The organism is Thermodesulfobacteriota bacterium (genome assembly GCA_031082315.1).
Lineage (GTDB): Bacteria > Desulfobacterota > QYQD01 > QYQD01 > QYQD01 > QYQD01.
The window spans coordinates 144,466-170,501 of the sequence record JAVHLC010000004.1 but is presented as its reverse complement, the minus strand read 5'-3'; the positions used below and the strand labels follow the sequence as shown (position 1 = coordinate 170,501).

26 protein-coding genes and 1 CRISPR repeat array are annotated in these 26,036 nt (G+C 49.5%); of the genes, 18 read left to right on the top strand and 8 right to left on the bottom strand.

The window, feature by feature from the left end; genetic code table 11:
• Window positions 1–17 precede the first annotated feature (17 nt).
• Complete coding sequence (locus RDU59_05680; GenBank protein ID MDQ7837964.1) at window positions 18–992, bottom strand: polyprenyl synthetase family protein; 975 nt, start codon at window positions 990–992, stop codon at window positions 18–20.
• 639 nt (window positions 993–1,631) lie between these two features.
• Between RDU59_05680 and fdnG the strand changes: the two genes are divergently transcribed.
• From fdnG to RDU59_05640, 8 genes are all read left to right on the top strand, one after another.
• Window positions 1,632–4,691: a formate dehydrogenase-N subunit alpha gene (gene fdnG, locus RDU59_05675; protein MDQ7837963.1), complete on the top strand. Its 3,060-nt coding sequence runs from the start codon at window positions 1,632–1,634 to the stop codon at window positions 4,689–4,691.
• Between the two features lie 5 nt (window positions 4,692–4,696).
• Window positions 4,697–5,437, top strand: a complete 741-nt coding sequence (locus RDU59_05670; GenBank protein MDQ7837962.1) for a 4Fe-4S dicluster domain-containing protein — start codon at window positions 4,697–4,699, stop codon at window positions 5,435–5,437.
• Window positions 5,438–5,603: 166 nt separating this feature from the next.
• The gene (locus RDU59_05665) at window positions 5,604–6,491 is read left to right on the top strand and encodes a formate dehydrogenase accessory protein FdhE (protein MDQ7837961.1); all 888 of its coding nucleotides are present in this window, start codon (window positions 5,604–5,606) and stop codon (window positions 6,489–6,491) included.
• Between the two features lie 545 nt (window positions 6,492–7,036).
• Complete coding sequence (locus tag RDU59_05660) at window positions 7,037–7,447, top strand: rhodanese-like domain-containing protein (GenBank protein MDQ7837960.1); 411 nt, start codon at window positions 7,037–7,039, stop codon at window positions 7,445–7,447.
• Between the two features lie 14 nt (window positions 7,448–7,461).
• Complete coding sequence (locus RDU59_05655; GenBank protein MDQ7837959.1) at window positions 7,462–7,965, top strand: MauE/DoxX family redox-associated membrane protein; 504 nt, start codon at window positions 7,462–7,464, stop codon at window positions 7,963–7,965.
• 184 nt (window positions 7,966–8,149) lie between these two features.
• A complete protein-coding gene (locus RDU59_05650) occupies window positions 8,150–8,569 on the top strand; it encodes a TlpA disulfide reductase family protein (GenBank protein ID MDQ7837958.1) in 420 nt (139 codons plus the stop codon).
• A 323-nt stretch (window positions 8,570–8,892) separates the two neighbouring features.
• Complete coding sequence (locus tag RDU59_05645; protein MDQ7837957.1) at window positions 8,893–9,627, top strand: carbonic anhydrase; 735 nt, start codon at window positions 8,893–8,895, stop codon at window positions 9,625–9,627.
• A gap of 47 nt (window positions 9,628–9,674) precedes the next feature.
• Complete coding sequence (locus RDU59_05640) at window positions 9,675–10,988, top strand: hypothetical protein (GenBank protein ID MDQ7837956.1); 1,314 nt, start codon at window positions 9,675–9,677, stop codon at window positions 10,986–10,988.
• A 167-nt stretch (window positions 10,989–11,155) separates the two neighbouring features.
• On the opposite strand, the gene RDU59_05635 is transcribed toward RDU59_05640, so the two are convergent.
• Window positions 11,156–11,860: a hypothetical protein gene (locus tag RDU59_05635; GenBank protein ID MDQ7837955.1), complete on the bottom strand. Its 705-nt coding sequence runs from the start codon at window positions 11,858–11,860 to the stop codon at window positions 11,156–11,158.
• Between the two features lie 445 nt (window positions 11,861–12,305).
• Between RDU59_05635 and xerD the strand changes: the two genes are divergently transcribed.
• The 6 genes from xerD (at window position 12,306) to RDU59_05605 (ending at window position 19,121) form a co-directional block, all read left to right on the top strand.
• Entirely contained in the window at window positions 12,306–13,202 is an 897-nt protein-coding gene (gene xerD / locus RDU59_05630) for a site-specific tyrosine recombinase XerD (protein MDQ7837954.1), read from the top strand.
• Window positions 13,203–13,213: 11 nt separating this feature from the next.
• The gene (locus tag RDU59_05625) at window positions 13,214–15,916 is read left to right on the top strand and encodes a CBS domain-containing protein (protein ID MDQ7837953.1); all 2,703 of its coding nucleotides are present in this window, start codon (window positions 13,214–13,216) and stop codon (window positions 15,914–15,916) included.
• A gap of 7 nt (window positions 15,917–15,923) precedes the next feature.
• Window positions 15,924–16,589, top strand: coding sequence for a site-2 protease family protein (locus tag RDU59_05620; GenBank protein ID MDQ7837952.1), 666 nt, complete (start codon window positions 15,924–15,926; stop codon window positions 16,587–16,589).
• A 31-nt stretch (window positions 16,590–16,620) separates the two neighbouring features.
• A complete protein-coding gene (gene trpS, locus RDU59_05615) occupies window positions 16,621–17,634 on the top strand; it encodes a tryptophan--tRNA ligase (GenBank protein MDQ7837951.1) in 1,014 nt (337 codons plus the stop codon).
• Window positions 17,613–18,320, top strand: coding sequence for a segregation/condensation protein A (locus RDU59_05610; protein ID MDQ7837950.1), 708 nt, complete (start codon window positions 17,613–17,615; stop codon window positions 18,318–18,320). The genes trpS and RDU59_05610 overlap by 22 nt, the downstream gene beginning before the upstream one ends.
• A 399-nt stretch (window positions 18,321–18,719) precedes the next feature.
• A complete protein-coding gene (locus tag RDU59_05605) occupies window positions 18,720–19,121 on the top strand; it encodes a hypothetical protein (GenBank protein ID MDQ7837949.1) in 402 nt (133 codons plus the stop codon).
• A 58-nt stretch (window positions 19,122–19,179) separates the two neighbouring features.
• Here the strand turns inward: RDU59_05605 and RDU59_05600 are convergent, their stop codons facing one another.
• Window positions 19,180–19,995 carry a 4Fe-4S ferredoxin gene (locus RDU59_05600; GenBank protein MDQ7837948.1) on the bottom strand — a complete coding sequence of 272 codons (816 nt, stop codon included), beginning with the start codon at window positions 19,993–19,995 and terminating at the stop codon, window positions 19,180–19,182.
• A 460-nt stretch (window positions 19,996–20,455) separates the two neighbouring features.
• On the opposite strand from RDU59_05600, the gene RDU59_05595 reads away from it, so the two are divergent.
• Entirely contained in the window at window positions 20,456–20,701 is a 246-nt protein-coding gene (locus RDU59_05595; GenBank protein ID MDQ7837947.1) for a type II toxin-antitoxin system Phd/YefM family antitoxin, read from the top strand.
• Window positions 20,694–20,948: a type II toxin-antitoxin system RelE/ParE family toxin gene (locus RDU59_05590; protein MDQ7837946.1), complete on the top strand. Its 255-nt coding sequence runs from the start codon at window positions 20,694–20,696 to the stop codon at window positions 20,946–20,948. The genes RDU59_05595 and RDU59_05590 overlap by 8 nt, the downstream gene beginning before the upstream one ends.
• 83 nt (window positions 20,949–21,031) lie before the next feature.
• Here RDU59_05590 and RDU59_05585 read toward each other — a convergent pair whose 3' ends face one another.
• Window positions 21,032–21,181 (bottom strand): hypothetical protein, encoded by a 150-nt coding sequence (locus RDU59_05585; GenBank protein ID MDQ7837945.1) that lies wholly within the window; start codon window positions 21,179–21,181, stop codon window positions 21,032–21,034.
• 294 nt (window positions 21,182–21,475) lie between these two features.
• On the opposite strand from RDU59_05585, the gene RDU59_05580 reads away from it, so the two are divergent.
• Window positions 21,476–21,703: a type II toxin-antitoxin system HicB family antitoxin gene (locus RDU59_05580; GenBank protein ID MDQ7837944.1), complete on the top strand. Its 228-nt coding sequence runs from the start codon at window positions 21,476–21,478 to the stop codon at window positions 21,701–21,703.
• Window positions 21,696–21,941: a type II toxin-antitoxin system HicA family toxin gene (locus tag RDU59_05575; protein MDQ7837943.1), complete on the top strand. Its 246-nt coding sequence runs from the start codon at window positions 21,696–21,698 to the stop codon at window positions 21,939–21,941. The genes RDU59_05580 and RDU59_05575 overlap by 8 nt, the downstream gene beginning before the upstream one ends.
• 19 nt (window positions 21,942–21,960) lie before the next feature.
• Window positions 21,961–23,006: a CRISPR direct-repeat array (repeat unit 37 nt; unit sequence GTTTCAATCCTCACCCGCCCTTGCGGGCGGGCGCTAC).
• A gap of 176 nt (window positions 23,007–23,182) precedes the next feature.
• On the opposite strand, the gene cas2 is transcribed toward RDU59_05575, so the two are convergent.
• Genes cas2 through cas4 form a run of 4 tightly spaced genes read right to left on the bottom strand, consistent with a single transcriptional unit; the run spans window position 23,183 to window position 26,006 of the window.
• Window positions 23,183–23,473: a CRISPR-associated endonuclease Cas2 gene (gene cas2, locus RDU59_05570; GenBank protein MDQ7837942.1), complete on the bottom strand. Its 291-nt coding sequence runs from the start codon at window positions 23,471–23,473 to the stop codon at window positions 23,183–23,185.
• An 11-nt stretch (window positions 23,474–23,484) separates the two neighbouring features.
• Window positions 23,485–24,519, bottom strand: coding sequence for a type I-C CRISPR-associated endonuclease Cas1c (gene cas1c, locus RDU59_05565; protein ID MDQ7837941.1), 1,035 nt, complete (start codon window positions 24,517–24,519; stop codon window positions 23,485–23,487).
• A 6-nt stretch (window positions 24,520–24,525) separates the two neighbouring features.
• Window positions 24,526–25,350: a Bro-N domain-containing protein gene (locus RDU59_05560; GenBank protein ID MDQ7837940.1), complete on the bottom strand. Its 825-nt coding sequence runs from the start codon at window positions 25,348–25,350 to the stop codon at window positions 24,526–24,528.
• 2 nt (window positions 25,351–25,352) lie between these two features.
• Entirely contained in the window at window positions 25,353–26,006 is a 654-nt protein-coding gene (gene cas4, locus RDU59_05555) for a CRISPR-associated protein Cas4 (protein MDQ7837939.1), read from the bottom strand.
• Window positions 26,007–26,036: the final 30 nt, after the last annotated feature.

Genomic DNA, 26,036 nt, shown 5'->3' with positions numbered 1-26,036 from the left:
CCGCTGAAAGCTTAATCTTACTTGCGGCGGGTAATTATGTAATCAGCCAGTCCCAGAAGTATATCTTTGGTCGGGGAGTGAGGGAAGACGGAGAGGCTATCCCTCGCCCTTTCGATCGATTTCTGCGCCCGGGCATAAGCATAGTCAAAACCACCATATTTTTCAATCAGTCCTCGTGCGGTGATGAAATCATCCTGACTGATGTGCTCCTGCATGAACAGTTCTCTCAGCTTATCATAGTCAGCCTTTGTGCTCTTATCTAGGGCAGAGATAAGAGGCAGGGTGACCTTGCCCTCACACAGATCATTTCCCACTTTTTTGCCAAACTCCTTTATGTCTGCCGTATAGTCCAGGACATCGTCGGTCAACTGGAAGGCTATCCCCAGATTTTCACCATAGGAACGCATGGCCTCTTCTTTTTCAGCAGGCACATTGCCCAGGATGGCGCCTACCTCACAGGCGGCGGCCATGAGAACAGCAGTCTTGCGATGTATAACCTGCATGTATTCATCTTCGGTAATTTCAAGGTTTTCGGCATTGAGTAATTGCAGGACTTCTCCCTCGGCCATGAGGGTGGTGGCCTTTAAGAGTGCCTCCATGATGCGGATATTGCCCTGGAGGGCAGAAATGAACAGGGATTTTGAATAAAGGAAATCGCCTACCAGGATAACCGCTTGATTTCCATAAACATCTTTGGCCGGGGCCTTTCCCCTGCGGATTTCCGCATTATCTACCACGTCATCGTGTAATAGCGTGGCCGCATGGAGATATTCAAAAATGGCGGACAGGTCAAACTTGTGGTCACCGTGACAGTCGCACATCCGGGCCGATAGGATCATCAGGAGCGGACGAATGCGTTTGCCTCCGCTAAATAATATATAGCGGCTGACGTTCGAGATAAACGGCACATGGGAGGACAGATTATGGGCTATAGCCGCCTCAATACGTTGGAGATCATCTTTTACCAGGGATAAGAAATGATTGCCGTTCACGGCGTGCAACATAGTCTAAAAGTAGGTCGTTGTCAAAAAGATTCTCCTTAAAAATCTTACAATTAGAGGCTGTTGGGATTTGCCTATCTAGTGTTTATCCGGAAACTACCGTTTCCGGTCGTGCCATAGGCAGATTCGCCGGGGAGAAAAAAATCTAAGACAAGCAACACATTAAGCTGAACGCTGATAGCTGAGTGCTGATTGCTCCATCCGGAATCCTTGGGTTTCCGGATGGGAACTATCTATGCCGGAGACTTAAATGTCTATTTGGAGACCGGAAATAATTGTTGACCTTTTTAGGTCTTTAATGATAGCCTATTACGAAATAAATAAATTTTGGTTATGAAATAAATGAATTTTGGTTGAGCCCCAAAGAACTGCAAAAGAAACTTGTGGTAAATTAAGTGAAACATATCACAAATTAATTTTGAAGGGCTGTTCTTTGTTGAGGTTCGCTGACTAGCGGTTGGACAGAACGTGTAAGCATCTCTTCCTTATACGGTAGATAACTTCTGGAGAGTTTGTATGAAAGTTGATATAATTATGAAGAGAGAAGGGGGGTGGGTTAAAGATTAGCTTGCATGTCGCCGATAAGTTTAAGGTTAAGGTGAAAACTTTTAACGAAAGGGGGACTCTATTGTGAAAATCTCACGTCGTAACTTTATCAAGGCCTCCGGCGTGGCCGCAGCAGGGCTGGGACTGAGCCAGCTCGGCTTTGACCTCTCCCCGATAGAGAGTTATGCGGCTGAACTCAAGATCAAAGGCGCCAAGGAAACCACCCATGTCTGCTGCTATTGTTCGGTGGGCTGCGGCCAGATCTCCCATGTATCAGGGGGAAAGTTAATCAATTTTGAGGGAGACCCTGACCATCCTATTAACGAAGGCGCCTTATGCGCTAAAGGGGCGGCAAGTTATCAGATTGCCGTTAATGAGAATCGCCTTCAGAAAGTACGCTATCGCGCCCCTTACAGCGCCAAGTGGAAAGAGGTGAGTTGGGATTGGGCCCTGGAAAAGATAGCCAGGAACATAAAAAAAGACCGAGACGCCAGTTTTACAGAGAAGAATGCCGAAGGAAAGGTGGTCAACCGAACCAACCGCATTGCCTCGGTGGGTAGCGCTGCCCTGGACAATGAGGAATGTTGGCTATATTCGAAGTTCCTCCGGTCCCTGGGGCTGGTTTATATCGAGCACCAGGCCCGTATCTGACACAGCGCCACTGTGGCGGCTCTGGCAGAGTCGTTCGGACGCGGTGCTATGACAAACCATTACATAGATTTCAGAAATGCCGATGTCATTTTGAACATGGGCAGTAATGTCTGCGAAAATCACCCTGTGTCTTACAAGTGGATAAAGGCAGCTCAGGATAAGGGGGCGGTATTTATCCATGTTGATCCCCGTTTCACCCGCACTTCGACCAAGGCCGATATCTACGTCCGACTCCGTTCAGGAACGGATATCGCCTTTTTGGGCGGCATGATCAAATACATCCTGGACAAAAATCTTTACGATGAATTTTACGTCAAAAACTATACCAACGCCTCTTTTATTGTAAACTCCAAGTATGGGTTCGACGATGGCCTTTTCTCAGGCTATGATCCGAAAAAAAGGGCCTATGATGCATCAACCTGGGCCTTGGAAAAAGATGAAAATGGGATTCCCAAGAGAGACGTGACCCTACAAGATCCCAGATGTGTCTTCCAGCTTCTGAAGAAACATTATTCCCGTTACACATCGGAGAAGGTTTCGCAGATCACCGGAACCCCTACCAAGGACTTAGAAAAGGTTTATAAGGTCTATGGTGCGACCGGCGCTCCTGACAAGGCGGGTACAGAATTATACGCCATGGGTTGGACTCAACACACGGTGGGTGTACAGAACATCCGGGCGATGTCCATGATCCAAACCCTTCTCGGAAATATGGGAATTGCAGGCGGCGGGGTCAATGCCCTGCGCGGAGAATCCAACGTCCAGGGTTCAACCGATCAGGCCCTGCTCTATCATATCATACCCGGGTATTTGCCGAACCCACGGGCTCAGTGGGCAACGCTTACCGATTATAATAAGACTACGCCTTCTTCCAAGGATACCCGGAGCGTCAACTGGTGGAAAAACCGGCCAAAGTATGTGGCCAGCCTTTTAAAGTCTTTTTATGGGGATAAGGCCACCAAAGAGAACGATTTTGGATATACATGGTTGCCTAAACTCGATCCCGCCCAGGATGCCTCCTGGCTAAATCTCTTTGACGAGATGTACAAAGGAACTTTTACGGGATTTTTTGCCTGGGGCATGAACCCGGCGTGTTCCAGCGCCAACGCGGGCAAGATCCGTCAGGCCATGTCCAAACTGGACTGGATGGTTAATGTCAACGTCTTTGACAGCGAGACAGGGTCCTTCTGGCAGGGGCCGGGGATGAATCCCAAGAAGATCAAGACAGAGGTGTTTCAGTTGCCCTGTGCTGCTTTCCTGGAAAAGGAAGGCAGTATCTCAAACAGCGGTCGCTGGATGCAATGGCGCTATAAGGCCGTTAATCCACCGGGGGAGGCAATGCCGGATGGGGATATCATTTATGAGCTCTTTAAAAAGGTCCGGGGCCTGTATGAGAAAGAAAAGGGCGCCTTCCCCGCACCGATCCTGAGTTTGAAATGGGATTATGAAACTAACGGACACTTTGATGTCCATAAGGTAGCCAAAGAAATCAACGGTTATTTCCTGGAAGACGTACCGGAACATCCGGTGGACAAGAAGGCTTACAAAAAGGGTACCCTGGTGCCAAGCTTTGTCTTTCTGCTGGATGACGGTCGGACATCATGCGGCAACTGGATCTATTCCGCCAGTTACACCGAGGCCGGCAACATGGCTGCACGCAGAAAAAAGGCCGATCCGACTGGCCTGGGACTATATCCGGAGTGGAGCTGGACCTGGCCGGTCAACCGGAGGATCATATACAACCGCGCCTCCGTGGATCTGGAGGGAAATCCGCGTGATCCCAACCGGCCGTTACTTAAGTGGGATATGGAGGCCAAGAAGTGGCTCGGTGACGTACCGGATGGTCCGGCGCCTCCTATGGGAGCCAACGGCGTCTATCCCTTTATCATGAAACCCGATGGAGTGGCTTCTGTCTTCGGACCGGGATTAAAGGATGGGCCGTTCCCCGAGCATTATGAGCCGCTGGAATGCCCGGTTGAGCGGAACCTGATGTCCGGCCAGCGCATTAACCCGGCTATTAAGATTTATGCGGGAGATTTAGATAAGTTTGCCACTTGCGACCCCAAATACCCATTAGTCTGTAGCACTTATAGGGTTCCGGAACACTGGCAGACGGGTGTGCTGACCCGGTGGCTCCCTTGGTTACTCGAAGCCGAGCCGCAGATGTTCTGCGAAATGAGTTATGAGCTGGCGGAGCTTAAGGGTATCCAAAATGGAGAGCCGGTGGTCGTGGAGACGCAGAGAGGCAGTGTAGAGGCTGTGGCTATCGTAACCCACCGTCTTAAACCCTTCCAGATCGCGGACCAGACTGTACACCAGATAGGCATTCCCTGGCATTTTGGCTGGAGATGGCCGGAGAGTAAGGATTTCTCACGGGGAGGAGACAGCGCTAACCTGTTGACTCCCACGGTAGGCGATCCCAATACCATGATTCCGGAATCCAAGGCCTTCATGGCTAACGTCCGCAAGGTCGCAAGAAAGGCGAGGAGGTGATCTGAATGGCTGGTAAATCATTTTTCATAGATACAAGTTTATGTACGGCCTGCCGGGGCTGCCAGATAGCCTGCAAGCAGTGGAATAAAAACAAGGCGGAGGTGACTACCCAGCGAAACTGGGGTAATCATCAGAACCCGCCGGATTTCACCTCTAATACCTTTAAACTGGTGCGGTTTAATGAGTTGGAAGAGGGTGGCACGGTAAAATGGTATTTCTTTCCTGACCAGTGCCGGCATTGTATTGATGCGCCCTGTATGGAAATGGCCCAGGGGCTTGGGTCCAAGGCTATTACCCGGGATGCGGCTACCGGCGCTGTCTTGTTCAACTCTAAAGTAAAAGTCAGTAAGGCTGATTTCGAGGAGATCCGTTCAGCCTGCCCCTATGACGTCCCGCGCCGGAATGAAAAGACCGGGACTATGGCTAAATGCACCATGTGTTTAGACCGGATCACTAACGGCCTGTTGCCGGCCTGCGTCAAGACCTGTCCTTCCGGCGCCATGAATTTCGGGGATCGGGATAAGATGCTGGCTTTAGCCAATAAGAGGCTGGAAGAACTTAAGAAAAAGTATCCTAAGGCACAGCTCCTTAATGCGGATGATGTGCGGACTATCTTCCTGGTAGTTGATGATCCTGTAAAATATCACAAGTTCGCTGCGGCTGATGACGCCTTTGGCGTTACCAGGCTGGCAGCCATCAAGAAACTGATACGGCCGCTGACCAATTTGGCGAATTGGCCGGGTTAGGAATCAAGCATAATGGGGGGTGACACGGTTAGTGTCACCCCCCCATTATGTCATTAGTCAACGGTCATTTGTCACTGGTAAAAGCGGTCAATCTTCCGCAGTTAACTAATGACTAGTTGCGACACCTATGTTTTACCAAAATCCCGCGTAGCAAATGGTTATATATATGGATGACGAGCTGGCCCAACTTAAAGAAAGGATTGCATGGTTTAGGGAGAAGATGCCTGTTTACAGGCAACTTCTGGATTTCTATGAGGGCATCCGGGAGGCACAAAATGAAATAAAAACAACCATTGATATCCCGCCAATAGAAATAGAGAGAAATCTGAAGAAGAACAAGTTTCGTGAGGGAGTTCCCTTATTAAATAAAGAAGATTTTCACGTGGACGTCTTGACTGCTCAAAAAATCTTTGAATCGGTATTACGGCTTGGCGAAAAGGCCCCGCCCAGGCTGAGAAAAGAGATGGGGAAAATTAACCGGGCCGTTTTGCAGAAGGCCCTGGATATTGAGGCCGTATTGTCCGATTATCTTGATGAAAAATTTCTTCAGGACACCGCTTATCAACTAAAAATAGACTACCCTGCGTTTTCTTTTCTGGTTAGAACCAGCGTTGAATCATCCATCAAGGCCAATGCCTCGGCGTATCTTCGAAATGTCAGGCAGTTTAAAGAACCTATACCCCTGGATATCTGGTCGAAGGGCTATTGCCCGATCTGTGGTTCTGCGCCATATATGGCCCTTTTCGGAAAAGATGGCGGCAAGAGGTATGTTCTATGCTCCTTCTGCGGTCACGAATGGCGTATGCAACGTTTGATCTGTCCTTTCTGCGGGAATAACGACCATAATACCTTGCGTTATTTCTTTGCGGATGGCAATGAAGTCTACCGGGTGGATTTATGTGACCAGTGTCATCGGTACATTAAGACCGTGGATTCAAGGAGTCTTGAGTATGAACCGGTACTGGCGCTGGAAGACCTGGTAACCCTCCATCTGGATATCCTGGCCTCACAGCAAGGTTTTCAAAGGCCTGTGTCTTCCGTCTGGGCACCCTGAGCGTTTACCCCGGCCCTTTCCACCTTTTAGACCCAATTAATGTTCATCCGGAAACCCAGGTTTTCCGGATGGAGCGGTCAGCAGTCAGCTTAATACGTTGTTTATCTTGGATTTCTTTCGCCCCGGCGAATCTGTGCCTGTGGCACGAGCTGACGGCTGAAAGCTGATCGCTGAGAGCTTTCACTCGGAAACGGTAGTTTCCGAATGAACACCAGAATAGGAATAATATTTCCACATATTATGGATAAAAAATTACCCACAAAAAAGTAGAAATGTTTTCCATTTTCCTGCCATTCCCCACTGCCTATTTTTATTAAATAAAACATAACATAATGATATAAATGAATATATTTGTTTCCACTCAAGGCATCGGTGAATTTCCGGCACAGATATTGCTTTATGCAAGGCGGGCCTGCGGTTAATTTGAAAATTGATAAAAAGTTCACATAGTTATATTTGTCTTGCGCTTTTGCCGATGATAATTTAGTAAGTCTTTGTTTCTTACTTGGCGCTCATCCGGAAACAACCTAGAGGTGATAATAATCATGTGGAGAAGAGTCCTTTTTGAGCTGATGATAATTATGTGCGTGGGTATCCTTAGCGGTATTATAGTAAATGAGCTTCGGGCAGATGGGATTCCATTGTTACCCGGCTATATGGATAGCAGTTTTCATCGTGAAATAGGTTTAAATGCATTCAAGAGAGAAAAATGTAAAAATTCCTGCTGCCTTATCTTTGACGCCCGTCCCCATGAGTTTTATGAGAAAGATCATTTAATGGGTGCGGTTAATTTCCCACCTGTGCAGTTCGACTTTTTTCACGGTCTTTATCTGGCTGATGCGCCTCCTGATGCCCCTATTTTTGTTTACGGCCGGACCATCAGCCGGGCCTGTGACCGGGAACTGGCCTATCTTTTGGCTTTAAAAGGGCATAAAAACGTGACCGTGATTTTCTAATGAGTTTTTAAGATATGGCAAATGTCGAAAGGGATAAGAGATCACTCAGCAAACAGTCGATTCCTTGCCGGGGTATTATCATATTGATATTAAGATTGGGCCTGAGTGGATTGTTTATATATGCGAGCCTTAGTAAAATCCGGGACCCCATTCGATTTAAAAACATAGTTGTCAATTATGAGGTGCTGCCCTATTGGATGGTAAATATAACGGCGGCGGTATTGCCCTGGCTCGAGTTTTGGACAGGAGCCCTGCTTTTGATAGGTATCCTTGTCAGGGCCTGTATAGTTATACAGGGTAGTTTGCTGGTATTATTCATCCTGGTTACCGGCCTTAACATCGCCCGGGGCATGGAATTTTATTGCGGTTGTTTTGCCGAGGACACCATAGCCGGCGGCATAAGCTATTGGCACATCATGTTTAATGTATTTTGGCTATTAATGGCCGGAGCCCTTTTTATTTTAGAAAGGAGGCGGGTTAGCCATCGTTTTCTTTTCACACATAACGCAGCAAGGTGACATAAAGCCCGGTAGATGCCGGGCCGTACCTTATCTCCTTTGTCTTCTTACTCTGTTATCCTGTCTGCTTTCCCAACCCAGCTTTGCCAGCCAATATCCTGCGGTTATCAAGGCCGGCGACTCTTTCCCGGATATCCCGCTGTCCGGTTCATTATCTTCGAATGACGAAAAATATCTTGGGCTTTTGGGTCGAAGGGCATTTTCTTTAAGTGACATCCGGCCAAAGGTTCTATGGATAGAGGTTTTTAGCATCTATTGCGCCGTCTGTCAGAAGCAGGCCGCCAAGTTTAACCGGTTGTATGAGCTTGTCCAAAAGGATGATTTTATGAGCGGGAATATGAAAATGATCGGGATAGGCACCGGCAACAATAATAAAGAGGTTGCACACTTCAGGAAATACTATGATGTTATGTTTCCCCTTATTGCTGACCCGGATTTTAAGGTCCACGAAGCCTTAAAGAAGGCCAGGACCCCTCTGGTTATCCTGCTCGATAAAAGATCACGTCCTTATAAGATATTGACCATCTTAGACCCAGCCAGGCCAACCGAAACACTTATCGAAGATATCCGGACTGAACTCCATAAGATAAAGCCGACGCATTAAATCAGGCAATCATCCACTATAGTGAATGTCATTAGTCAGTTGTCACTGGTAAAAGTGATCAATCTCCCCCGCTTAACCAATGACCAGTGACGTTACCTAATAGTATCAGGAAAACCAGGATCGTAGCTATTCCTGGTTCTCGCGCGTTTCTTTTTCCGTATATCAATGGGAACGTTTTCACGATATATGGGGTAAGCATATTTTTATTGACACATAGCCGCTCTTTTTCATATACTCAAATCCGCAAGTGAATATCCATTCATTATTCCAGGTATTTTGATACCCTTTACAAACAACAATTAATATCAAAGGAGGACAAGACAATGATTTCCCGTCGTGAATTACTCAAAGGTTTTGGTGCGGCAGCAGTCGGTCTGGCAGTTTCCAGGGTGGATGGCATGCTGTCCTGGGCATCTGAAGTCGGAGGTCATGGGCACCATGGCGCGGAGAAGCTGGTTTCACCGGAAGAGGCCCTAAAGCTTTTAAGGGCCGGCAATGAGCGTTTCGTGACCATGAAGAGAAAATCTGACCCCGGTGTTGGGCCGAAGGTGCGTGAAAAACTCACCAAGGGCCAGTGGCCGTATGCGAGTATCCTTTGTTGCGCAGATTCCCGGACCCCCCCGGAAATAATCTTTGACGAGGGCCTAGGCAGGCTGTTTGTGGTGCGTGTGGCCGGTAATATGATAACTCCAGAGTTGTTAGGCAGCTTGGAATACATCTCCCTTCATTCTACAAGCCGGCTCATCATGGTCATGGGACACGACTCCTGCGGGGCAGTGGGCGCTGCGGTGAATGCGGCCGAACATCCCGGCCCTGCGGAAACTCCCGCCCTCGGCGACATTGTTAACCGCCTTATGCCTGCGGTCATGGAAGCCAAAAAGACGGGGGCGCATGGTAAAGATCTGGTAGAGGCCGCGGCTAAAGAGAATGTGCGCATGACGGTCAAACAGATTGCGGAAGAGAGCCAGGCCCTGGGCGGGATGCAAAAGAAGGGCGAGCTCAAGATCGTGGGGGCCTATTATTCATTGGCTACCGGGAAGGTTGATGTCTGGACATAGCCATTTCACATCGCAGTAAGCTTAAAAAGGTGAAAGGAGAACTGAGGGTGAAAAGAGCAGCGACTATAGGATTCTTATTAATATTTTTCTTATGTATGACATGTGCTTCTGCATTCAGCGAGACCCTCGAAGAGCGGTTGAACCGTCTCGAGAAAGAGATCCAAGGCCTGAAGACCCAGGCGGCGCAAAGAGAGGCTGAGCTGGCTGAAATTAAGGCCGCGGCTAAGGCCGCCCCGCTCGCTGTGGCCTCTCCGGCAAAACCTGTCGAAGGTGATGTCTGGACCAAGTACAATATGCGGCTCTATGGCCGGGTGAAGGTTGATGTTAATTATGATACGGCCCAATTCGAGAAATATAATGACTTCATAGGCGCGGTTAAGGCGGGGTCCAGTTATACCAATGACTCTACCAACTTCAACCCGAGAGACACCAGGTTCGGTTTTGAGTCCAGTCACACGGACGGCGATTGGACCGGGCTTGGGCGTTTTGAGGTGGATTTCTACGGGACCAATAGCGTGAACAACCTTATCCCTCGGATGCGTCTGGCTTATGTGAAAATGGTCTATAATCCATGTGATACCAGCATCCTGGTCGGGCAGGACTGGATACCGGTGGCCCAGTTGAACCCGAACACGGTGGACTTCGGTATCCTGACTGCGGCCGGCAACCTCTGGTGGCGTGTGCCCCAGATCACTGTTCGAAAACAGATCGGTGATTTTGAGGTCCTCGCCTCTGCAATGAAACATCGTCGCATAGAAACTACGGAGGAAGGTCGTATGCCTTGGGTGTTGGGCCGTATTGCCTACAATGGGGACTTTCTTGGCAAAGGCAACTCCATAGCCCTGGGCGGTGGTTACCAAACCGAGTCCGTATATAAGACAACCACAAGTGCTGATGGCCACCGGATAGAGCGTTATCTCCTGGCGGCCGAGTTTAAACTGGCGCGTGGGCCGTGGTCGCTTCGCGCAGAGCCCTGGATTGGTCAGGGTATTGGAGATGAATTCCTGCGCTATGACCTGGGCGTCAATTCACACGCCAGCGATGCGGCTGATCCGGAGGCCATCTGGGCTATAGGTGGATTTGTAGATCTGACGTATAAAGTCGATCCCAGGCTGAGCTTCACTGTGGGTTACGGCGTTGATGATCCCAGGGACGAAGACCTGGCCGGAATTAACTTTAATGATAGCAACGCGGCGCGTGATCGCCAATTCACCATGAACAGCCAGTTGTTTTTTAACACATGGTATCAGTTAACCAAGGCTATAAAGGTCGGGGCTGAGCTTATCCATTTAAAGACGGAACGCCTCAGCGATACTAACAGCGGCAACCGCTTTACTGTATCTACCTGGTATGAATTTTAAGGGTCTCGTAAAAAGTAAGATTTTACCGCAGAGATCGCTGAGAACGCTGAGATAACATAGTGAATGGGTTATAGTTTTTCTCTGCGGGCTCTGCGCGTTCAGCGGTGAAAGGGTTAGATTGGAACTGCCGCATCGAGGGGATGGGTTATACAGGCCCATCCCCTTTTTTAGGTGTTTTTCCGATGCCGGCAGGCCCCTTCTGCCAGGTGTTTGAGTTTGGTTTTTACCTGAATCAACTTGGGCAGCGGCGGGATTTCCACTATATCTTTCCCCGGACAATTCAGCTTGGAAATGGCCAGTTTTTTTTCTAAATCCTCCCGTTGAGTGGGCACTATGGTCTCTCCCAGCACCCCGGCCACAGAACCGGCGTATTCTATGCTACGAACGAAAGTTAATATCTCGTTGAGATTGTAATTTGCGGTTAATTGTTTGATTTCCTCATTGATTATCTGACACTCTTCCATTAAATCCTGATACCCTTCCCGGTATTGTTTCAGATCATCCAGAAGGCGTTTATAGCAGTCCATGAGGAGATTTTTATATCTCCCCGCTTCTGTCAGGCCGTGTGCCCTTACAGGCGCTAAAAGACATGACTTTATGTCCCCGGTTTCCTGAAGATAACGGTCATAAAACGGCCTGGCCTCCAGTCCAACTGTTTCCCAAAACTCTTCAACCAGTTTTTCCGTCCCGAGCAACTGATAAATCTGGCAGAAATCCTCATAGACCATCTTCCCTATGGTATCCCGATGGGCCTGGATGTGTTTCTTTAAGGATTCCTTCTCCTCTTCAATAGCCTTACGGGTTCCAAAGTAGCGCTCGGCTATCTCCTTTTTGACCTGATAGAGGAGGGCGGCGGAAATGTCGTTTGTCATAATGTTATTCCTTAGCCGTCAGCAATCAGCAGTCAGCTTTCAGCAAAAAAAACAGGCGCATATGTTTTTATTTGTAACACTTGAACCTTTTGCAAAAGTCTTCCGGCGTCATTCCCGCGAAACCCGTCCCCGACACCGCTCGGGGAGCAGGAATCCAGTGTTTTCAATAGATTCTGGACCTCCGCCTTCGAGGGGGCGACGTGCTTCTTGAGTTTTGCAAAAACCTCACTTATAACAACTTTCAAGGAGCTAAACTGTTACTTTTTTGTCCGACGAGCTGAATGCTGAAGGCTGAAAGCTGATTGCTGATTAAATACTATGCCATTCTTTTAGCGGTTTGCAAAGGGAAAGTGAGGGAGGCGACTCAGACAAAATAAAGCCATAAAACAGTTGTTTTGTCACGGAAACTCCGGTATAAGTATGTGTACAATCTGGATTTTTGGCTATGGCCACGATGGAAGAGCGCTTAGACCGCTTTATGCATTTTTTAACCGTAGAGAAGGGGTTGGCCAGGAATACACTGTCGGCCTACAGCCATGACCTGCAGGAATTCCGGCAATTTCTTTCTGTTGAGGGGGTCAGGCAGGTTGAAGATGTCCTGGAGCTACACGTCTTCTCCTTTCTCCGTTACTTACGGGATAATGGCCTTTCGTCCCGCAGTGTGGCCAGGACGTTGGTGGTGGTCCGTTCCTTTTTCCGGTTTTTGCTGAGCGAAAAAATAATCAGCGCCAACCCGGCGTGTTCCATAGAATCCCCGCGCTTCCGGTCCAGACTCCCGGATACGTTAAGTGTGGAAGAAGTGGACAGCCTCCTCAACCAGCCTTCCTTACAGGATGTTTTGGGACAAAGAGATGCCGCGATGCTCCATCTGCTCTATGCCACCGGACTTCGGGTATCAGAATTGGTCGCGGTTAAAGCCGGTGATGTGAACCTTACTGTGGGTTATTTAAGGACTATGGGGAAGGGGGCGAAGGAACGCATTGTACCGGTGGGTGAAGCAGCCAGAGAGCGGCTTACAACTTACTTGAATACTCCCCGTCTCCGCCTTTTAAAAGGGAGAAAAAGCCCCTTTCTCTTTGTCAACCGTTCCGGCAACAGATTGTCGCGTCAGGGGTTCTGGAAGATAATCCGCAAATATGCCGGTACGGCAGGGATCACGAAAAAGATTACCCCTCACACCCTGCGGCATTCCTTTGCCAGCCACCTCCTGGAGCGTGGGGCGGACCTGCGTTCCGTACAATTAATGCTGGGCCATGCCGATATATCTACCACACAGATTTATACCCATGTGACCGGCGAACGCCTCAAGGCCATCCATAAAAAATACCATCCCCGTGGTTAACAGTCTTGCCTATGAACGTGAAACATTCTCCCGGATCAAAAAAAGGCGTTGATAGAAGGTCGGCCGGGGATCATAGGAAGATAGAGCTTATCACCACGCATCTCAATGCTGATTTTGACGCCTTGGCTTCTATGCTGGCCGCCAAGAAACTCTATCCCGGCGCCATATTATCTTTTCCCGGCTCCACGGAAAGGACTATCAGGGATTTTTTTGTACAATCGACGGCCTATCTTTATGATTTTACCCGCATAAAAAATGTCCCCATAGCGGACATACGCCGGCTCATTCTGGTGGATACCAGACAGCCGGGGCGTATTGGCCGGTTTGCGGAGGCATTGCAAAACCCGGGCATAGAGGTCCATATTTATGATCACCATCCTTCTTCCGCTGAGGATATTAAAGGTAACGTGGAAATCATACGTCCGGTAGGCGCTGCGGTTACTATTCTGACGGGGTTATTACAGGAGAAAGGAATAGAAATCACCCCGGAAGAGGCCACTATCATGGCCCTGGGTATATATGAAGACACCGGCTCCTTCACCTTCACTTCCACTACTGCCGAAGACCTGAAAGCCGCATCCCTTCTGCTCGAAAAGGGGGCGGACCTCAACATTATTTCAGATATGCTGGCACGGGAGCTTACGGCTGAGCAGGTCTCCATACTTAATGACCTGATTCAATCGGCTTCAACCTATACCATCCGGGGGATAGATATCGTCATCAGCAAGGTCACAGCCAACAAGTATGTGGGTGATCTGGCCGTGCTGGTGCACAAACTTATGGACATGGAGAATCTGGAGGTCCTTTTTTGTCTGGCTTCCATGGAAGATCGCATTTTTATTATTGCCCGCAGCCGCAATCCGGAAGTTAACGTGGCTACGATTCTGGCTGACTTTGGCGGCGGGGGGCATCCCACCGCGGCTTCTGCCACGGTAAAGGAACTAACCATACTGGAGGCGGAAGAAAAACTTATTGGCATTCTACATCGGGAAATAAGCCCGCAGAAGACGGCGCGGCAGATTATGTCCGGCCCGGTTATCTATGTCGCCCCGGATCTCCCCATGAAACAGGCCAATGAGATGCTGACCCGCTATAACATAACTGTCCTGCCGGTAATAGAAGACGGCAAGATCGCGGGGCTTATTTCCCGCCGGGTCATTGAAAAGGCCATTTTCCATGGATTAGAGAATCTGCCGGTCAGCGAATACATGACTACCGAATTTGCGGTGGTTGGTCCGGAGGCCAGTTTCTACGAGATACAGGCCATCATTATAGATCACAAACAGCGTTTCCTCCCGGTCGTAGAGGCCGGCCGGGTAGTGGGGGTTATTACCCGCACAGACCTTCTGAATATCCTGGTAGCCGATGAGTCACGTATTCCCCACCATATAATAGAAGAACAGGAAAAAGGATATTATGCAAGGGAAAGGAACATCACCGCTATTCTCCGTGAGCGGCTTCCGGCGCATATAATATCCTTACTGGAGGCCATTGGTAAGATAGCAGATGAAGTTAATTGCAATGCGTATGTCGTGGGAGGATTTGCCCGGGATCTCCTCCTGCGCGTGCCTAATCTGGATATGGACCTGGTTATTGAAGGCGACGGCATCAGGTTTGCCCAGCGGCTGGCGGAAAATTTTTCGGCCCGGGTCAAAAGCCATAAAAAGTTCGGCACGGCTGTGGTTGTTTTCCCGGACGGTTTTAAATTAGACGTGGCCACCGCCCGCCTGGAATATTATGAATATCCGGCGGCCATGCCCACCGTTGAGTTAAGTTCCATTAAACTGGATCTTTACCGGAGGGATTTTACTATTAACACCCTGGCCATAAGGCTTAATCGACCGCGTTTTGGCACCCTGGTTGATTTTTTTGGAAGCCAGCGAGACCTAAAGGACAGGCGCATTCGCGTCCTGCATAATCTAAGCTTCGTGGAAGACCCTACCCGTGTCTTCCGGGCCATACGATTTGAACAGAGATACGGCCTGGAGATAGGAAAACATACGGCAAACCTTATTCAGAATGCGGTTCGGATGAATTTATTCGACCGGCTTTCCGGCAAAAGGCTTACGAGTGAACTGAGGCTTATACTATCTGAAGAGAACCCATTGCCTGCTGTCAAAAGGCTGGCCGGGTTTGATCTTCTGAAATTTATTCATCCGGCCATCTCGTGCCCCGGTGAAATAGTGAATCTGTTTAACAATCTGAAGGCCGCCCTTTCCTGGTATCACCTGTCTTTCATCGATAAACCGGTCGGGAGCTGGGTGTCTTATCTTTTAGTCCTGGCGGAGCGCCTCTCTAACGAAGAATTCGGGGCCCTCTGCGACCGGTTGGCCATTTCGTCCCGTCAGAAATCAGTTTGGATGCAGGAGCGGGAGCTGGCGAATAAGGGCCTGGCTCACCTGAATCAACGGGAGCACATACTGCCTAGTGAAATTTGCGCGCTATTAAGGCCGCTTAGCGCTGAATTCATGTTGTATATGATGGCCAAGGCTGCAAAAAAGACTGGTCAAAAAGCCATTTCTTTGTATATTACAAAGCTCAGCAGCGTAAAACCGCAGATCACCGGGGATGATCTCATCGCCCTGGGGCTTGAGCCGGGGCCGCAATTCAAGGCCATCCTTGAGGCTGTATTAAAGGTAAAATTAGACGGCTCGGTGAAGTCTAAGCCTGATGAACTAAGATTTGTACGGGAAAACTATATAAAGAAGGGATAATTACAGATTGGAAGAGACCATACAACGTCTGGTGATACTGGTTCCGGCTGTATTGCTGGCTGTCACGGTGCATGAGGTCGCGCATGGTTGGGTGGCCGACCGCCTGGGGGATAAGACGGCGCGTCTGCAGGGGCGGCTGACGCTTAATCCCATAAAACATCTCGATTTGGTGGGTACGGTGGTCTTTTTTCTGACGCAGATGATCGGCTGGGCAAAACCGGTGCCCGTTAACCCGTATAATTTTCAGAATCCCCGGAGGGACATGGTCTGGGTATCTCTGGCCGGTCCCCTTTCCAACCTTATCCTGGCGGTCTGCAGTGCGATTCTGTACCATTTACTGGCTGCCGGTTTCAGTTTGGGCGGCGGGGGTCTTTCCACTCCGCTGGCCTTTATAGCGGAGCCGCTTCTATTGATGAGTTATGCCGCGGTGCGCATTAATGTGGGGTTGGCTATTTTCAATATTATTCCCATCCCACCTTTAGACGGCAGCAAAATTCTGGCCGGTATTCTCCCGGCCACACTGGCCGATAGTTACGCCCGCATAGAGCGTTTTGGTTTTTTGATTTTACTTTTATTACTTTTCACGGGCATTATTGACCGTCTGGTTTTTCCTGTGATAAGAATGCTGACCGGGTTGCTGTTGCAAAGTGATATGGTTTTCGCCTGCTGTTAACAGAGCAATCGTGACCGGTAAGGAGATATTCATGGCGGAACCGAAGAGGATCCTAAGCGGTATGCGGCCTTCAGGCCGCCTCCATCTCGGACACCTGCATGGTGTACTTAAGAACTGGTTATCCCTGCAAAAAAAATATGATTGTTTTTTCTTCGTGGCCGACTGGCACTCGCTGACCACAGAATACAATAATGCCGGAGAAATTCAGGGCAATATTGTCAATATGGTTATTGACTGGCTGAGTGTAGGCATTGATCCGATGAAAAGCACTCTTTTTATCCAGTCAGAAATCAAGGAGCACGCTGAACTGCACCTGCTGCTGTCCATGATTACCCCGCTGCCCTGGCTGGAGAGAAACCCGACTTACAAGGAACAGCAGGAGCAGCTTATCAATAAGGATTTAAACACCTATGGATTTTTAGGTTATCCGGTGTTGCAGGCGGCTGATATTATCATGTACAAGGCAAACGGTGTGCCGGTAGGCGTCGATCAACTGCCCCATGTGGAGCTGACCCGCGAGATAGCAAGGCGTTTTAATTTTCTTTACAAAGAGGTCTTCCCCATACCGGAACCCATGCTTGCCGAGGTTCCGAAGCTGCCGGGCATTGATGGCCGCAAGATGAGCAAAAGCTATGGCAATTCCATATTTCTCTCGGATACGCCGGAAGAAATGTCACACAAGATAAGTCAGATGGTGACGGATACCAACCGTATGCGACGCAAAGACCCGGGCGACCCGGAAAGATGCTTTGCCTTTGCCCTGCACCGCCTTTACTTTCCGTCTGTGGTTCTGGACGAGATCACGGATGCCTGCAAAAAAGCGACTATAGGCTGTGTGGAGTGCAAAAAAAGACTGGCATCTGCCGTCGTTTCCGCTATGGAGCCAATCCGGGAGAAGCGGCAGTCTCTTCTCAAAAAAACGGAGTGGGTTATAGAGATTCTGGAGAAAGGATCACACAAGGCCCGGCAGCAGGCCACAACCACCATGGAAGAGGTGCGTGGCGCCGTCTGGGGTACTCAGAGATGGAATATCAAGTCAAATTAGATGCCTTTGAGGGCCCGCTGGATTTACTCCTCCATCTCATTAAAAAGAACAAAGTCAATATCTACGATATCCCCATTGCTGTAATAACCCGGCAATACCTGGAATATCTCGACCTCATGCGTGTTCTCAACATTGAGGTGGCCGGAGAGTTTCTGGTTATGGCGGCCACCCTTGCCCATATCAAATCGCGCATGCTCCTCCCCCAACCTCAGGCAGAAGATGAAGAAGACCCCCGTCTGGAAATTCTACGTCCCTTGCTGGAACTTTTGGAGATACAGGACGTCGCCGAGGAACTGGTGAAACGCCCCCTGCTGGACAGGGATGTCTTTTGCCGCGATTTTGTGCCGGATGAAGTAAAGGAAGGAGATGAGGAAAAGGAGCCGGCCACATTTGCCGTGGGGATCTTTGACTTGATAGACGCCTTTCGCCGCCTGATGGAAAAAGAGGACGTTGAGCATTTCATGGATATTACCCTGACCCGGATTAGTCTAAGTGAAAAGATTGATGAGATATTAAACCGTCTTTCGCCGGGTAAGCCTGTTTTTTTTCATACCCTTTTTACCGGTACATTGACCCGCCGCGGGATGATCCTTACCTTTATCGCCTTACTTGAAATAGCCCGTTTGGGCCTGATTCGTATCTGGCAGCGCCCTGCCGGCGGCGAAATAGAGCTTCAACTTAAATAGTTCCCATCCGAAAATCCAAAAATTCCGGATGGGGCACTCAGCTATCAGCGTTCAGCGTTCAGCTTAATGTATCGTTTGTCTTAGGTTTTTGCTGACAGCTAATCGCTGATCGCTGAAAGCGTGAGGCCGGAAACGGTAGTTTCCGGATGAACAGTAAATAGCATTTTCGTTAACTGCTGTGGGATAAAATAATCTGTTGACAACTGGCGGGGTTTGGTGCGAAATATCTACAGATATGCGTTTCATTCTGAACTTGACATGAACATGCATAGCGAGCGCATTCCCCGCTGCTTGCGGCGGGGTTAGCGAGCGAATACTATGCTTTTTACCTTACATACGGAGATTCCTCGCAGCTTGCTGCGGGGAGCTTCAATTAAATCACACAGGGAGGGCCGGATCATGTTTCAGAAAAAGACGGTGGTTGCTTTAATTCTGGTAACGGTTATCAGCCTGGTTTTTGCGGGTAATGCCTCTGCCCAACTGGGGAAATTAACAGAAATAGCCGGTGGGTCGCTGCGGGTGGGAGAGACTCTCAATGTCTCTGCGTATACGGGACATGAGGGACAAGACCATAAGACATACTACTGGGTGGATTGTGTTGCCCAGCCTGAAGGCGCGAAGGGAGACATCGAAGTCTATGCCGGAGACAAGAAGATTGATGCTTTTTCCGTTAATAATAAAGAGATGCGGATGTTTTATTTAGATAGCGGCTTCAGCGTGAAATATGTCGGCGGCGAGGCCGGGTCCATGAAGGTCTCTGTCCGCATAGCCCCGTACACAGTAGGGCCGGGTGGGCATTAAAAGGGTAAGTATCACCCAAAACCCTTTTCCACTAAATCACCAGGCCGCAGGTGCAATTTTACCAGTCATGTGCTTCTTGCGGGACACTGCTTCTGTTCATCAAACTGATGGCGTTATTCTTACAGACAGCCCTGCATATACCGCATCCGTAACAGTTCATCGATTGAACAGAGCATTTTGCATTTTGCCGGTCATACGTGATCGCATCAAAGTAACACCTTTTTAAACACTCCTTGCATCCGTTGCACAGAAGGGGATCGATACCTGCGACATATTCACCTTTCCACATGGCTTTACCGATCTGCATTTTCAACTGGAACCTGTACGCCATGCAATCCCTGTCGCAGTTACACAGGGTGCCGATAAACGGCGTATTGAACGTCCAGACGCTGTGTGTTTGCCCCTCGGCATCAAGATGTCTGATGTATTGTTTTGCTTCTTTGCTTGATAACCGGTCAAAGTCGCTGAAATCAGGGATATCTTTAAATACCGGGGTCAGATCCATGCCGATGCCAAAGCAATACCTTTTGTTTTCGCCTGTGGTCACCTTCCGGCAAATACACGGCAGTCTTACCACGGATGGGAACTTATCCAGGATATTTTCGATATCTTCGACAGGCACAATCTGTCCGAAGTGTGTTTTCTTTAAATGCCTCGTAACCAGGGGATAGACAAGAAGACGGTAAATACGGGGAAGACGTTTTTTCCATGTATATGCCCTTTGTACATCTATGCTCAGAGAATGAAAGAAATTCTTGAGATATGCCTTCAGTTTTTTTTCGGAGTTTACCTGATGAAACATCTCCTCGGTATAATTGGTGATATTTTCATACCACTTCTTACCTTCCCCGTGTTTTATGCAAAATTCACACATGAAAGACTTCCCTTATCGGCATGAAGCCGGTCCACTGTTGACCGTTTACCGAAAGAAAATGCCGGACAACGGTTAACGGATAACAAACATGCTGACAGCCAATCGCTGATCGCTGAAAGCGTGAAGCCGGAAACGGTAGTTTTCGGATGAACACTAATTATTATACCTCAGCAGATGCCGCTCAAGGAATCATTTTCTTTCCGCACCCCGTCTTGTTTGTTATGGGGCGGCCAGCTACGTAGGGTGGGTCTTGCCCACCAAGCGGGAGAGCGAGTTTCAATCCTCACCCGCCCTTGCGGGCGGGCGCTACACTATCTGTAACTATTCGGGAATTCCTAATAGTTGAAGTTTCAATCCTTGTTTTAATGGAATGTCCTCTAATACGAGATGCGTCTGGCAAGGAAAGTTTGATTATAAAGGAGTTTCTGCTATAATAGCAAAAAAAGCAAGGAGGGAGAGCGTGAAGGCAAAGACCAAAGGAGAAAAACTCCGGAGTGGAAAGGTTAAACTCGGCCGAACAAAGCCCCAGATCATTTTAAAGGATGGTGAGCCTAAAGCGGTTATACTTGATATCAACGAGTACCAGGAGCTGCTGGAGAGGCTGGAAGATAAACAAGATATGGAAATGTTGCAAAAAATGCGGGAAAAACCACTTAAGTTCAGAAAACTGGGTGAGTTTCTAGCCGAGTACGCCCCTAATGTATGACATATACCTTGAACGCAATGCCGAAAAAGATTTGAGAAAGCTGAACGAGGAAGTTTTTCGCAAAGTCGTTGCCAAACTCAAAGAGTTGTCAGGCAATCCGAGACCTCCGGGGAGTCGAAAAATAACAGGTGCAAAAAGTGACTGGAGAATTCGAATCGGGACCTACCGGGTCATTTATGAGATAGATGAGAACGCAAAAACCCTAAAGATTATGCGCATCAGACACAGGCGAGAAGCGTATCGGTAGCCAAAGAAATACAACAGAGAAAATTTGAGAAATCAAAAGCCCTTCACGTCAAAGTGAAAGGGCTTTTTTTATGACCAATCACCTCACAGTCGTTCGCAGAATTGAGAGACGCGCTGTTTTCCGACGACGTCCCGCACACTCCTCCGCATCGCGGCCAGGCATCCGGAGGTGCTCCGGGAAGTGGCGTAACGCATACGCGGGCCGTTCTTGTCCACCACTGCCTTTGTCAGCATATAGCTACGTAGGGTGGGCTATGCCCACCGGAAATCTGGTCTCAATCCTTGTTTTAATGGAATGTCCTCTAATTCCGGTCAGGATATGTTCAGGGGAGGGATGAGCGCGAGTAACAATCTGCGAAAAGACAGGATGCTCTATGGGAGATAAGAGCCTACGGTCCCCCGTACGGGCTGCGGCGTCCGGCAGCCGGTTGTCGGTGTACGGCCCAACCGGCGTCTGCAATATTAATATCGGAAAAATGGCCCGCTCGAATATTTGACTTCTTTCAGCATGTGTGTTAACGTCACAATATGAAAAAGATTATTCAGTTTCATGTTTATAAAGGCGAGAAATATTACATCGCTGAATGCATTGACCTCCCAGTGGTTACGCAGGGTAAAACGCTCGACGAACTGGCGGTGAACCTGAAAGAGGCCGTAGAGCTTCACCTCGAAGGCGAAAATCTTGCGGATTACGACCTGGCGCCCCAGCCCTCCATCCTCGCCAACCTCGAAATCGACTCCCTCGTCCATGCCTAAGCTAAAAACACTATCCGGCCGGGATGTCATAAAAATACTCGCTTTGTTTGACTTCGCCGTCGCTGCCCGGAAGGGTAGTCATATCAAACTGGTTCGTACTCTCGCGGATGGTGAGAAACAGGCACTTACGATCCCCGATCATTCCGAGTTGGACAAAGGAACCCTCAAGGCCATCTTCCGTCAGGCATCACGATACATCCCCGAAACAGAATTGAAACCGCATTTCTACAGCGAATAGCGACCTCATCCTTTTCATCGTTTCAATCCTCACCCGCCCTTGCGGGCGGGCGCTACGAAAGATCAGGATACGCAGAAGCGGCTCCACGAAAGTTTCAATCCTCACCCGCCCTTGCGGGCGGGCGCTACCCACGACGCATAAGGCCATAACTGGCCATGTCATCGGGTTTCAATCCTCACCCGCCCTTGCGGGCGGGCGCTACGGCAAATTCTCCGGGCTATAGGTAAGGGTCAGAAGTTTCAATCCTCACCCGCCCTTGCGGGCGGGCGCTACACGGACATCAACCAGGTCGAGGCGGCCAATCCTGTTTCAATCCTCACCCGCCCTTGCGGGCGGGCGCTACACTTGCCGGACACCGGGCCAGGCGACGAAACTGAGTGTTTCAATCCTCACCCGCCCTTGCGGGCGGGCGCTACCACAGACCATGTAAGGCTTTCCCTTCTTGTCCAGTGTTTCAATCCTCACCCGCCCTTGCGGGCGGGCGCTACCCAGGTTGCTCATTTCTGCCTCATAGAAAAAAACGTTTCAATCCTCACCCGCCCTTGCGGGCGGGCGCTACGCAGCGCGGCGCTCCCCTGGCCGATCTCAAGAAAGTTTCAATCCTCACCCGCCCTTGCGGGCGGGCGCTACCACAGACCATATAAGGCTTGCCCTTTTTATCCAGGGTTTCAATCCTCACCCGCCCTTGCGGGCGGGCGCTACACGGACATAGGCCCTTGTTAATGTCCATTGCAACCGTTTCAATCCTCACCCGCCCTTGCGGGCGGGCGCTACCTATGTTAGCCAGGCTGATGCCCATCAGTCCTTGAGTTTCAATCCTCACCCGCCCTTGCGGGCGGGCGCTACCCTATATACTGACCGGCCAAGTCTTTAGCCGTCGAAGTTTCAATCCTCACCCGCCCTTGCGGGCGGGCGCTACCAGTATTACAGTGGATATTAGCGTAGTCGCCCAGGGTTTCAATCCTCACCCGCCCTTGCGGGCGGGCGCTACACGGTCACAACAAGTGAATTGCAAGAGCGGCTACCGTGTTTCAATCCTCACCCGCCCTTGCGGGCGGGCGCTACAGTCACCATTTTTTGATGACTAAAAACAAGTGGTTACATATCCACTTTTGCGAATCTGCTAAACGAATATCACAAAAACTTTCAATCAGAACCAATACCTTTCTCAAAGGCGCTAAAATCATGCCGCTCCACGTCTGCGAACTCCCCGGCATTTCCGACATCGCACCAGGTTCGCACTAAATTATCAGAGGATCATCAAAGAAAATCGTTCGTGCCTGTCCATATTCTTCTACATAATTGTCACGGGGTTCTACCAACCGATAGAGCCGGAGATTGTCTTCCTCCTTATTGATTTCTTTTAATAGGTTCCTGCGTAATTCTTCAAATTTCATCTCATTGACCTGGCATTCAAAGACAGACTTTTGCACCCGTTGGCCGTAGTCTTTGCAGACCTGGGCTACACGCCGCAGGCGTCTGCGGCCGGGTTTTGTATCAGTGCTTACATCGTAGGCCACAATAACCCACATGCATTCTCTCCTTATGAGTATAAGACAGGCGTATATGCCTCCAGATCGCCGCGCAGGTGCCTGGCCAGGAGTCTTGCCTGAATATGAGGCAAAAGGCCAAACGGGGCATTCTCGCCCAGCATAGGATGACGGACCTCATCTTGTTTTCTTTTCTGGTAGGCCACCACTACCGTTTTCCGCCCCTCATCGTTCAGATATGTGGCGCCGCCGGTTCGCACCTCGAAATGCTTGCCGGTAATCTGTTTGCGATTGATGAGGGTGAGGGCAAGGCGGTCAGCCAGTACCGGACGAAATTCTTCCATCAGGTCCAGACCCAGAGAAGGTCTGCCAGGGCGCAGGGCATGGAGAAACCCCATTTGTGAATCCAGCCCAACCCCTTCCACGGCTGAGACGCAATCACCAAGCAACAGCGTATAAAGGAACGACAGGAGACCATTCACGGGATCGAGGGGTGGCCTTCTGCTCCGTCCGTTCATTTTGAAGGTTTCCCTGGCGTCCTCCTTTATCATCCGATCAAAGACACGAAAATAGACACTGGCCGATTCTCCTTCAAATCCTCTCACTTTATCGATATCATTAGTATCTTTCAGATGAAGCAGGGCGGTGGAAAGGATATCACCGGCGTTTCTCAGGGCCGCGGCCTCATCCTGATCGTCGCTCTCACGTGCGCCGCGCAAGAGCACCTGTCTGGCATTTTTCACTTTGCCGGCCACGATATTTCTGGCAATAGCCGAAGCCCGATCCGTATCTCGGACTGCCTCATACTGGGCCTGGCGCAACAGGACATTGCCGCTGGTCTTGCCGACCACCCGGCATTTGAATCGGCCGTTTCTGTCCAGGATCACCACCGCCCGGCCATCATCCGCGCATCGCGCCATGATAAACGGGCTCAACATCACATTGCCCATCGTGACAATAGCCCCCAGATGGTGAAGCGGCACCTGTAGTTGCACCTTGCCCTCGACCTCAACCTTGACTGTCTCGTGATCCAGACAGACATACGCGCCCTGGGTCATGACATAGAGGGTGTTCAGGAGTTGTTTCATGTCGGTCTATTTTCTCCCTAATTTCTTCCTTGCTTCCGGAACAGCGAGATAGTTTGCCTTTGAAACCACCTTTCTGCCGGTCTTTTGTTCAAGGTCGTTCCGGGCCTTCCCGGCAACTTCGCCACCCTTGCGCGCTGCTTTTTTATTTTCGTCAAATCCACGTGCATCATCCACTCTTGTAATTTCGGTTGTTGCCGCTTCTCCAAGCATTGAGAAGATCAATTCCAGGTCGGTCATATGGTCCCTGAGGTTTTCACGTTTCAACCCTTTTAGCTTTTTGTGTTTGTCCGGTGTTATCCCGAATGCAGCTTGAGCAATTTCAGCAGTGAGGATCGCGTATTTCTTCTCATGTTTTACATCCCTTTTCTTCCACTCATCAGTAAGCTCTTCGCGGATGGCAATACCCCGCATACGCTTCTCTATCCAGTCGTCGGAATATCCCTTCGCCTTATATAACGCGCGTGTCCTTTTCGTCGCCAGTTCGGGGTTCTCGATCTCCTGCACCCGCTCATACCCTACCTTTGCCAGCCACCGTTTGAAAGGTTCGGCCTTAGGAGACGGGATGGACTGGATAATGCGGAATATGCCTTCCGTATTGGCACAATTAATCTTTTGAGGCCCACCTTCTGTCTGAATTGAAAGGGGGGTGGCAATTTGCCCCCACCCTTTGGAAAGATCTTCATCCCGGCGTCGCATATCCTTTATGTAACCCGACGGATCAACTGAATCAGTAAGCACTGACACAACATCCGCAATAACAAACCACCACTCATCTTTATACAGAGTTCTCTTGATTTCCTTACCCTTAAAAACAGCTATACTCTTTTCCATAGTCATCCCTCTTTCATGACTGATATAACAAACAACTCCCGCTCCGCCTTCCTGCTCAATGCCTGATTCCCTACTACATGTGGGAGACACGACTCCTTGAGCGAACAGTCTTTACAGCGCTTGTCGTTAACCGGCGGCGGGACATACCTTTCAGCGATCATTTTATGCACAGCAGAAACCACTTCCTCAAGCCGCACCCGCATGGCCGGGGTGAAGGTTATTTCCTTACGCTTCCGTGAACCATGCCAGTATAGCGCGCCTTTCGGTACCGGAACTCCAAGCATCTCTTCCAGACAGACCGCCTGGGCGCAGAGCTGCAGGGCATCATTTTCAAACGATTTTCGTCTTCCAACTTTATATTCCACAGGATAGGGGATGTCTCCATGAAACTCCACTAAATCAGCTTTCCCGACAAGATTCAGCCGGTTAGACCAGATCGGCAAAGCCGTTTCGTAGCGAATTCCAGCTATTATGTGGGATGAATCGATGTCCACATTCTCGTGAAGATTCCGTCCACGCATGGTGTAGATATTTTCATCCCAAGTTTGCTCAACATAGATCAGCGCACATCTGCGAGGGCAGTAGATATACTGATTAAGCGCCGAAACGTGAACAGGTTCGCGTTCGGCGCTTGTTTCTATGGCGAAATCATCCATACCTCAGCCCTTGGACGAATTGTCAATTCA

Excerpts from the sequence above, each read along its gene's own strand:
- RDU59_05670 (MDQ7837962.1), top strand. The coding sequence starts at position 4,697 with ATGGCTGGTAAATCATTTTTCATAGATACAAGTTTATGTACGGCCTGC.
- RDU59_05665 (MDQ7837961.1), top strand. The coding sequence starts at position 5,604 with ATGGATGACGAGCTGGCCCAACTTAAAGAAAGGATTGCATGGTTTAGG.
- RDU59_05660 (MDQ7837960.1), top strand. The coding sequence starts at position 7,037 with ATGTGGAGAAGAGTCCTTTTTGAGCTGATGATAATTATGTGCGTGGGT.
- RDU59_05655 (MDQ7837959.1), top strand. The coding sequence starts at position 7,462 with ATGGCAAATGTCGAAAGGGATAAGAGATCACTCAGCAAACAGTCGATT.
- RDU59_05645 (MDQ7837957.1), top strand. The coding sequence starts at position 8,893 with ATGATTTCCCGTCGTGAATTACTCAAAGGTTTTGGTGCGGCAGCAGTC.
- RDU59_05635 (MDQ7837955.1), bottom strand. The coding sequence starts at position 11,860 with ATGACAAACGACATTTCCGCCGCCCTCCTCTATCAGGTCAAAAAGGAG.
- xerD (MDQ7837954.1), top strand. The coding sequence starts at position 12,306 with ATGGCCACGATGGAAGAGCGCTTAGACCGCTTTATGCATTTTTTAACC.
- RDU59_05625 (MDQ7837953.1), top strand. The coding sequence starts at position 13,214 with ATGAACGTGAAACATTCTCCCGGATCAAAAAAAGGCGTTGATAGAAGG.
- trpS (MDQ7837951.1), top strand. The coding sequence starts at position 16,621 with ATGGCGGAACCGAAGAGGATCCTAAGCGGTATGCGGCCTTCAGGCCGC.
- RDU59_05610 (MDQ7837950.1), top strand. The coding sequence starts at position 17,613 with ATGGAATATCAAGTCAAATTAGATGCCTTTGAGGGCCCGCTGGATTTA.
- RDU59_05605 (MDQ7837949.1), top strand. The coding sequence starts at position 18,720 with ATGTTTCAGAAAAAGACGGTGGTTGCTTTAATTCTGGTAACGGTTATC.
- RDU59_05600 (MDQ7837948.1), bottom strand. The coding sequence starts at position 19,995 with ATGTGTGAATTTTGCATAAAACACGGGGAAGGTAAGAAGTGGTATGAA.
- RDU59_05590 (MDQ7837946.1), top strand. The coding sequence starts at position 20,694 with ATGTATGACATATACCTTGAACGCAATGCCGAAAAAGATTTGAGAAAG.
- RDU59_05585 (MDQ7837945.1), bottom strand. The coding sequence starts at position 21,181 with ATGCTGACAAAGGCAGTGGTGGACAAGAACGGCCCGCGTATGCGTTAC.
- RDU59_05580 (MDQ7837944.1), top strand. The coding sequence starts at position 21,476 with ATGAAAAAGATTATTCAGTTTCATGTTTATAAAGGCGAGAAATATTAC.
- RDU59_05575 (MDQ7837943.1), top strand. The coding sequence starts at position 21,696 with ATGCCTAAGCTAAAAACACTATCCGGCCGGGATGTCATAAAAATACTC.
- cas2 (MDQ7837942.1), bottom strand. The coding sequence starts at position 23,473 with ATGTGGGTTATTGTGGCCTACGATGTAAGCACTGATACAAAACCCGGC.
- cas1c (MDQ7837941.1), bottom strand. The coding sequence starts at position 24,519 with ATGAAACAACTCCTGAACACCCTCTATGTCATGACCCAGGGCGCGTAT.
- RDU59_05560 (MDQ7837940.1), bottom strand. The coding sequence starts at position 25,350 with ATGGAAAAGAGTATAGCTGTTTTTAAGGGTAAGGAAATCAAGAGAACT.
- cas4 (MDQ7837939.1), bottom strand. The coding sequence starts at position 26,006 with ATGGATGATTTCGCCATAGAAACAAGCGCCGAACGCGAACCTGTTCAC.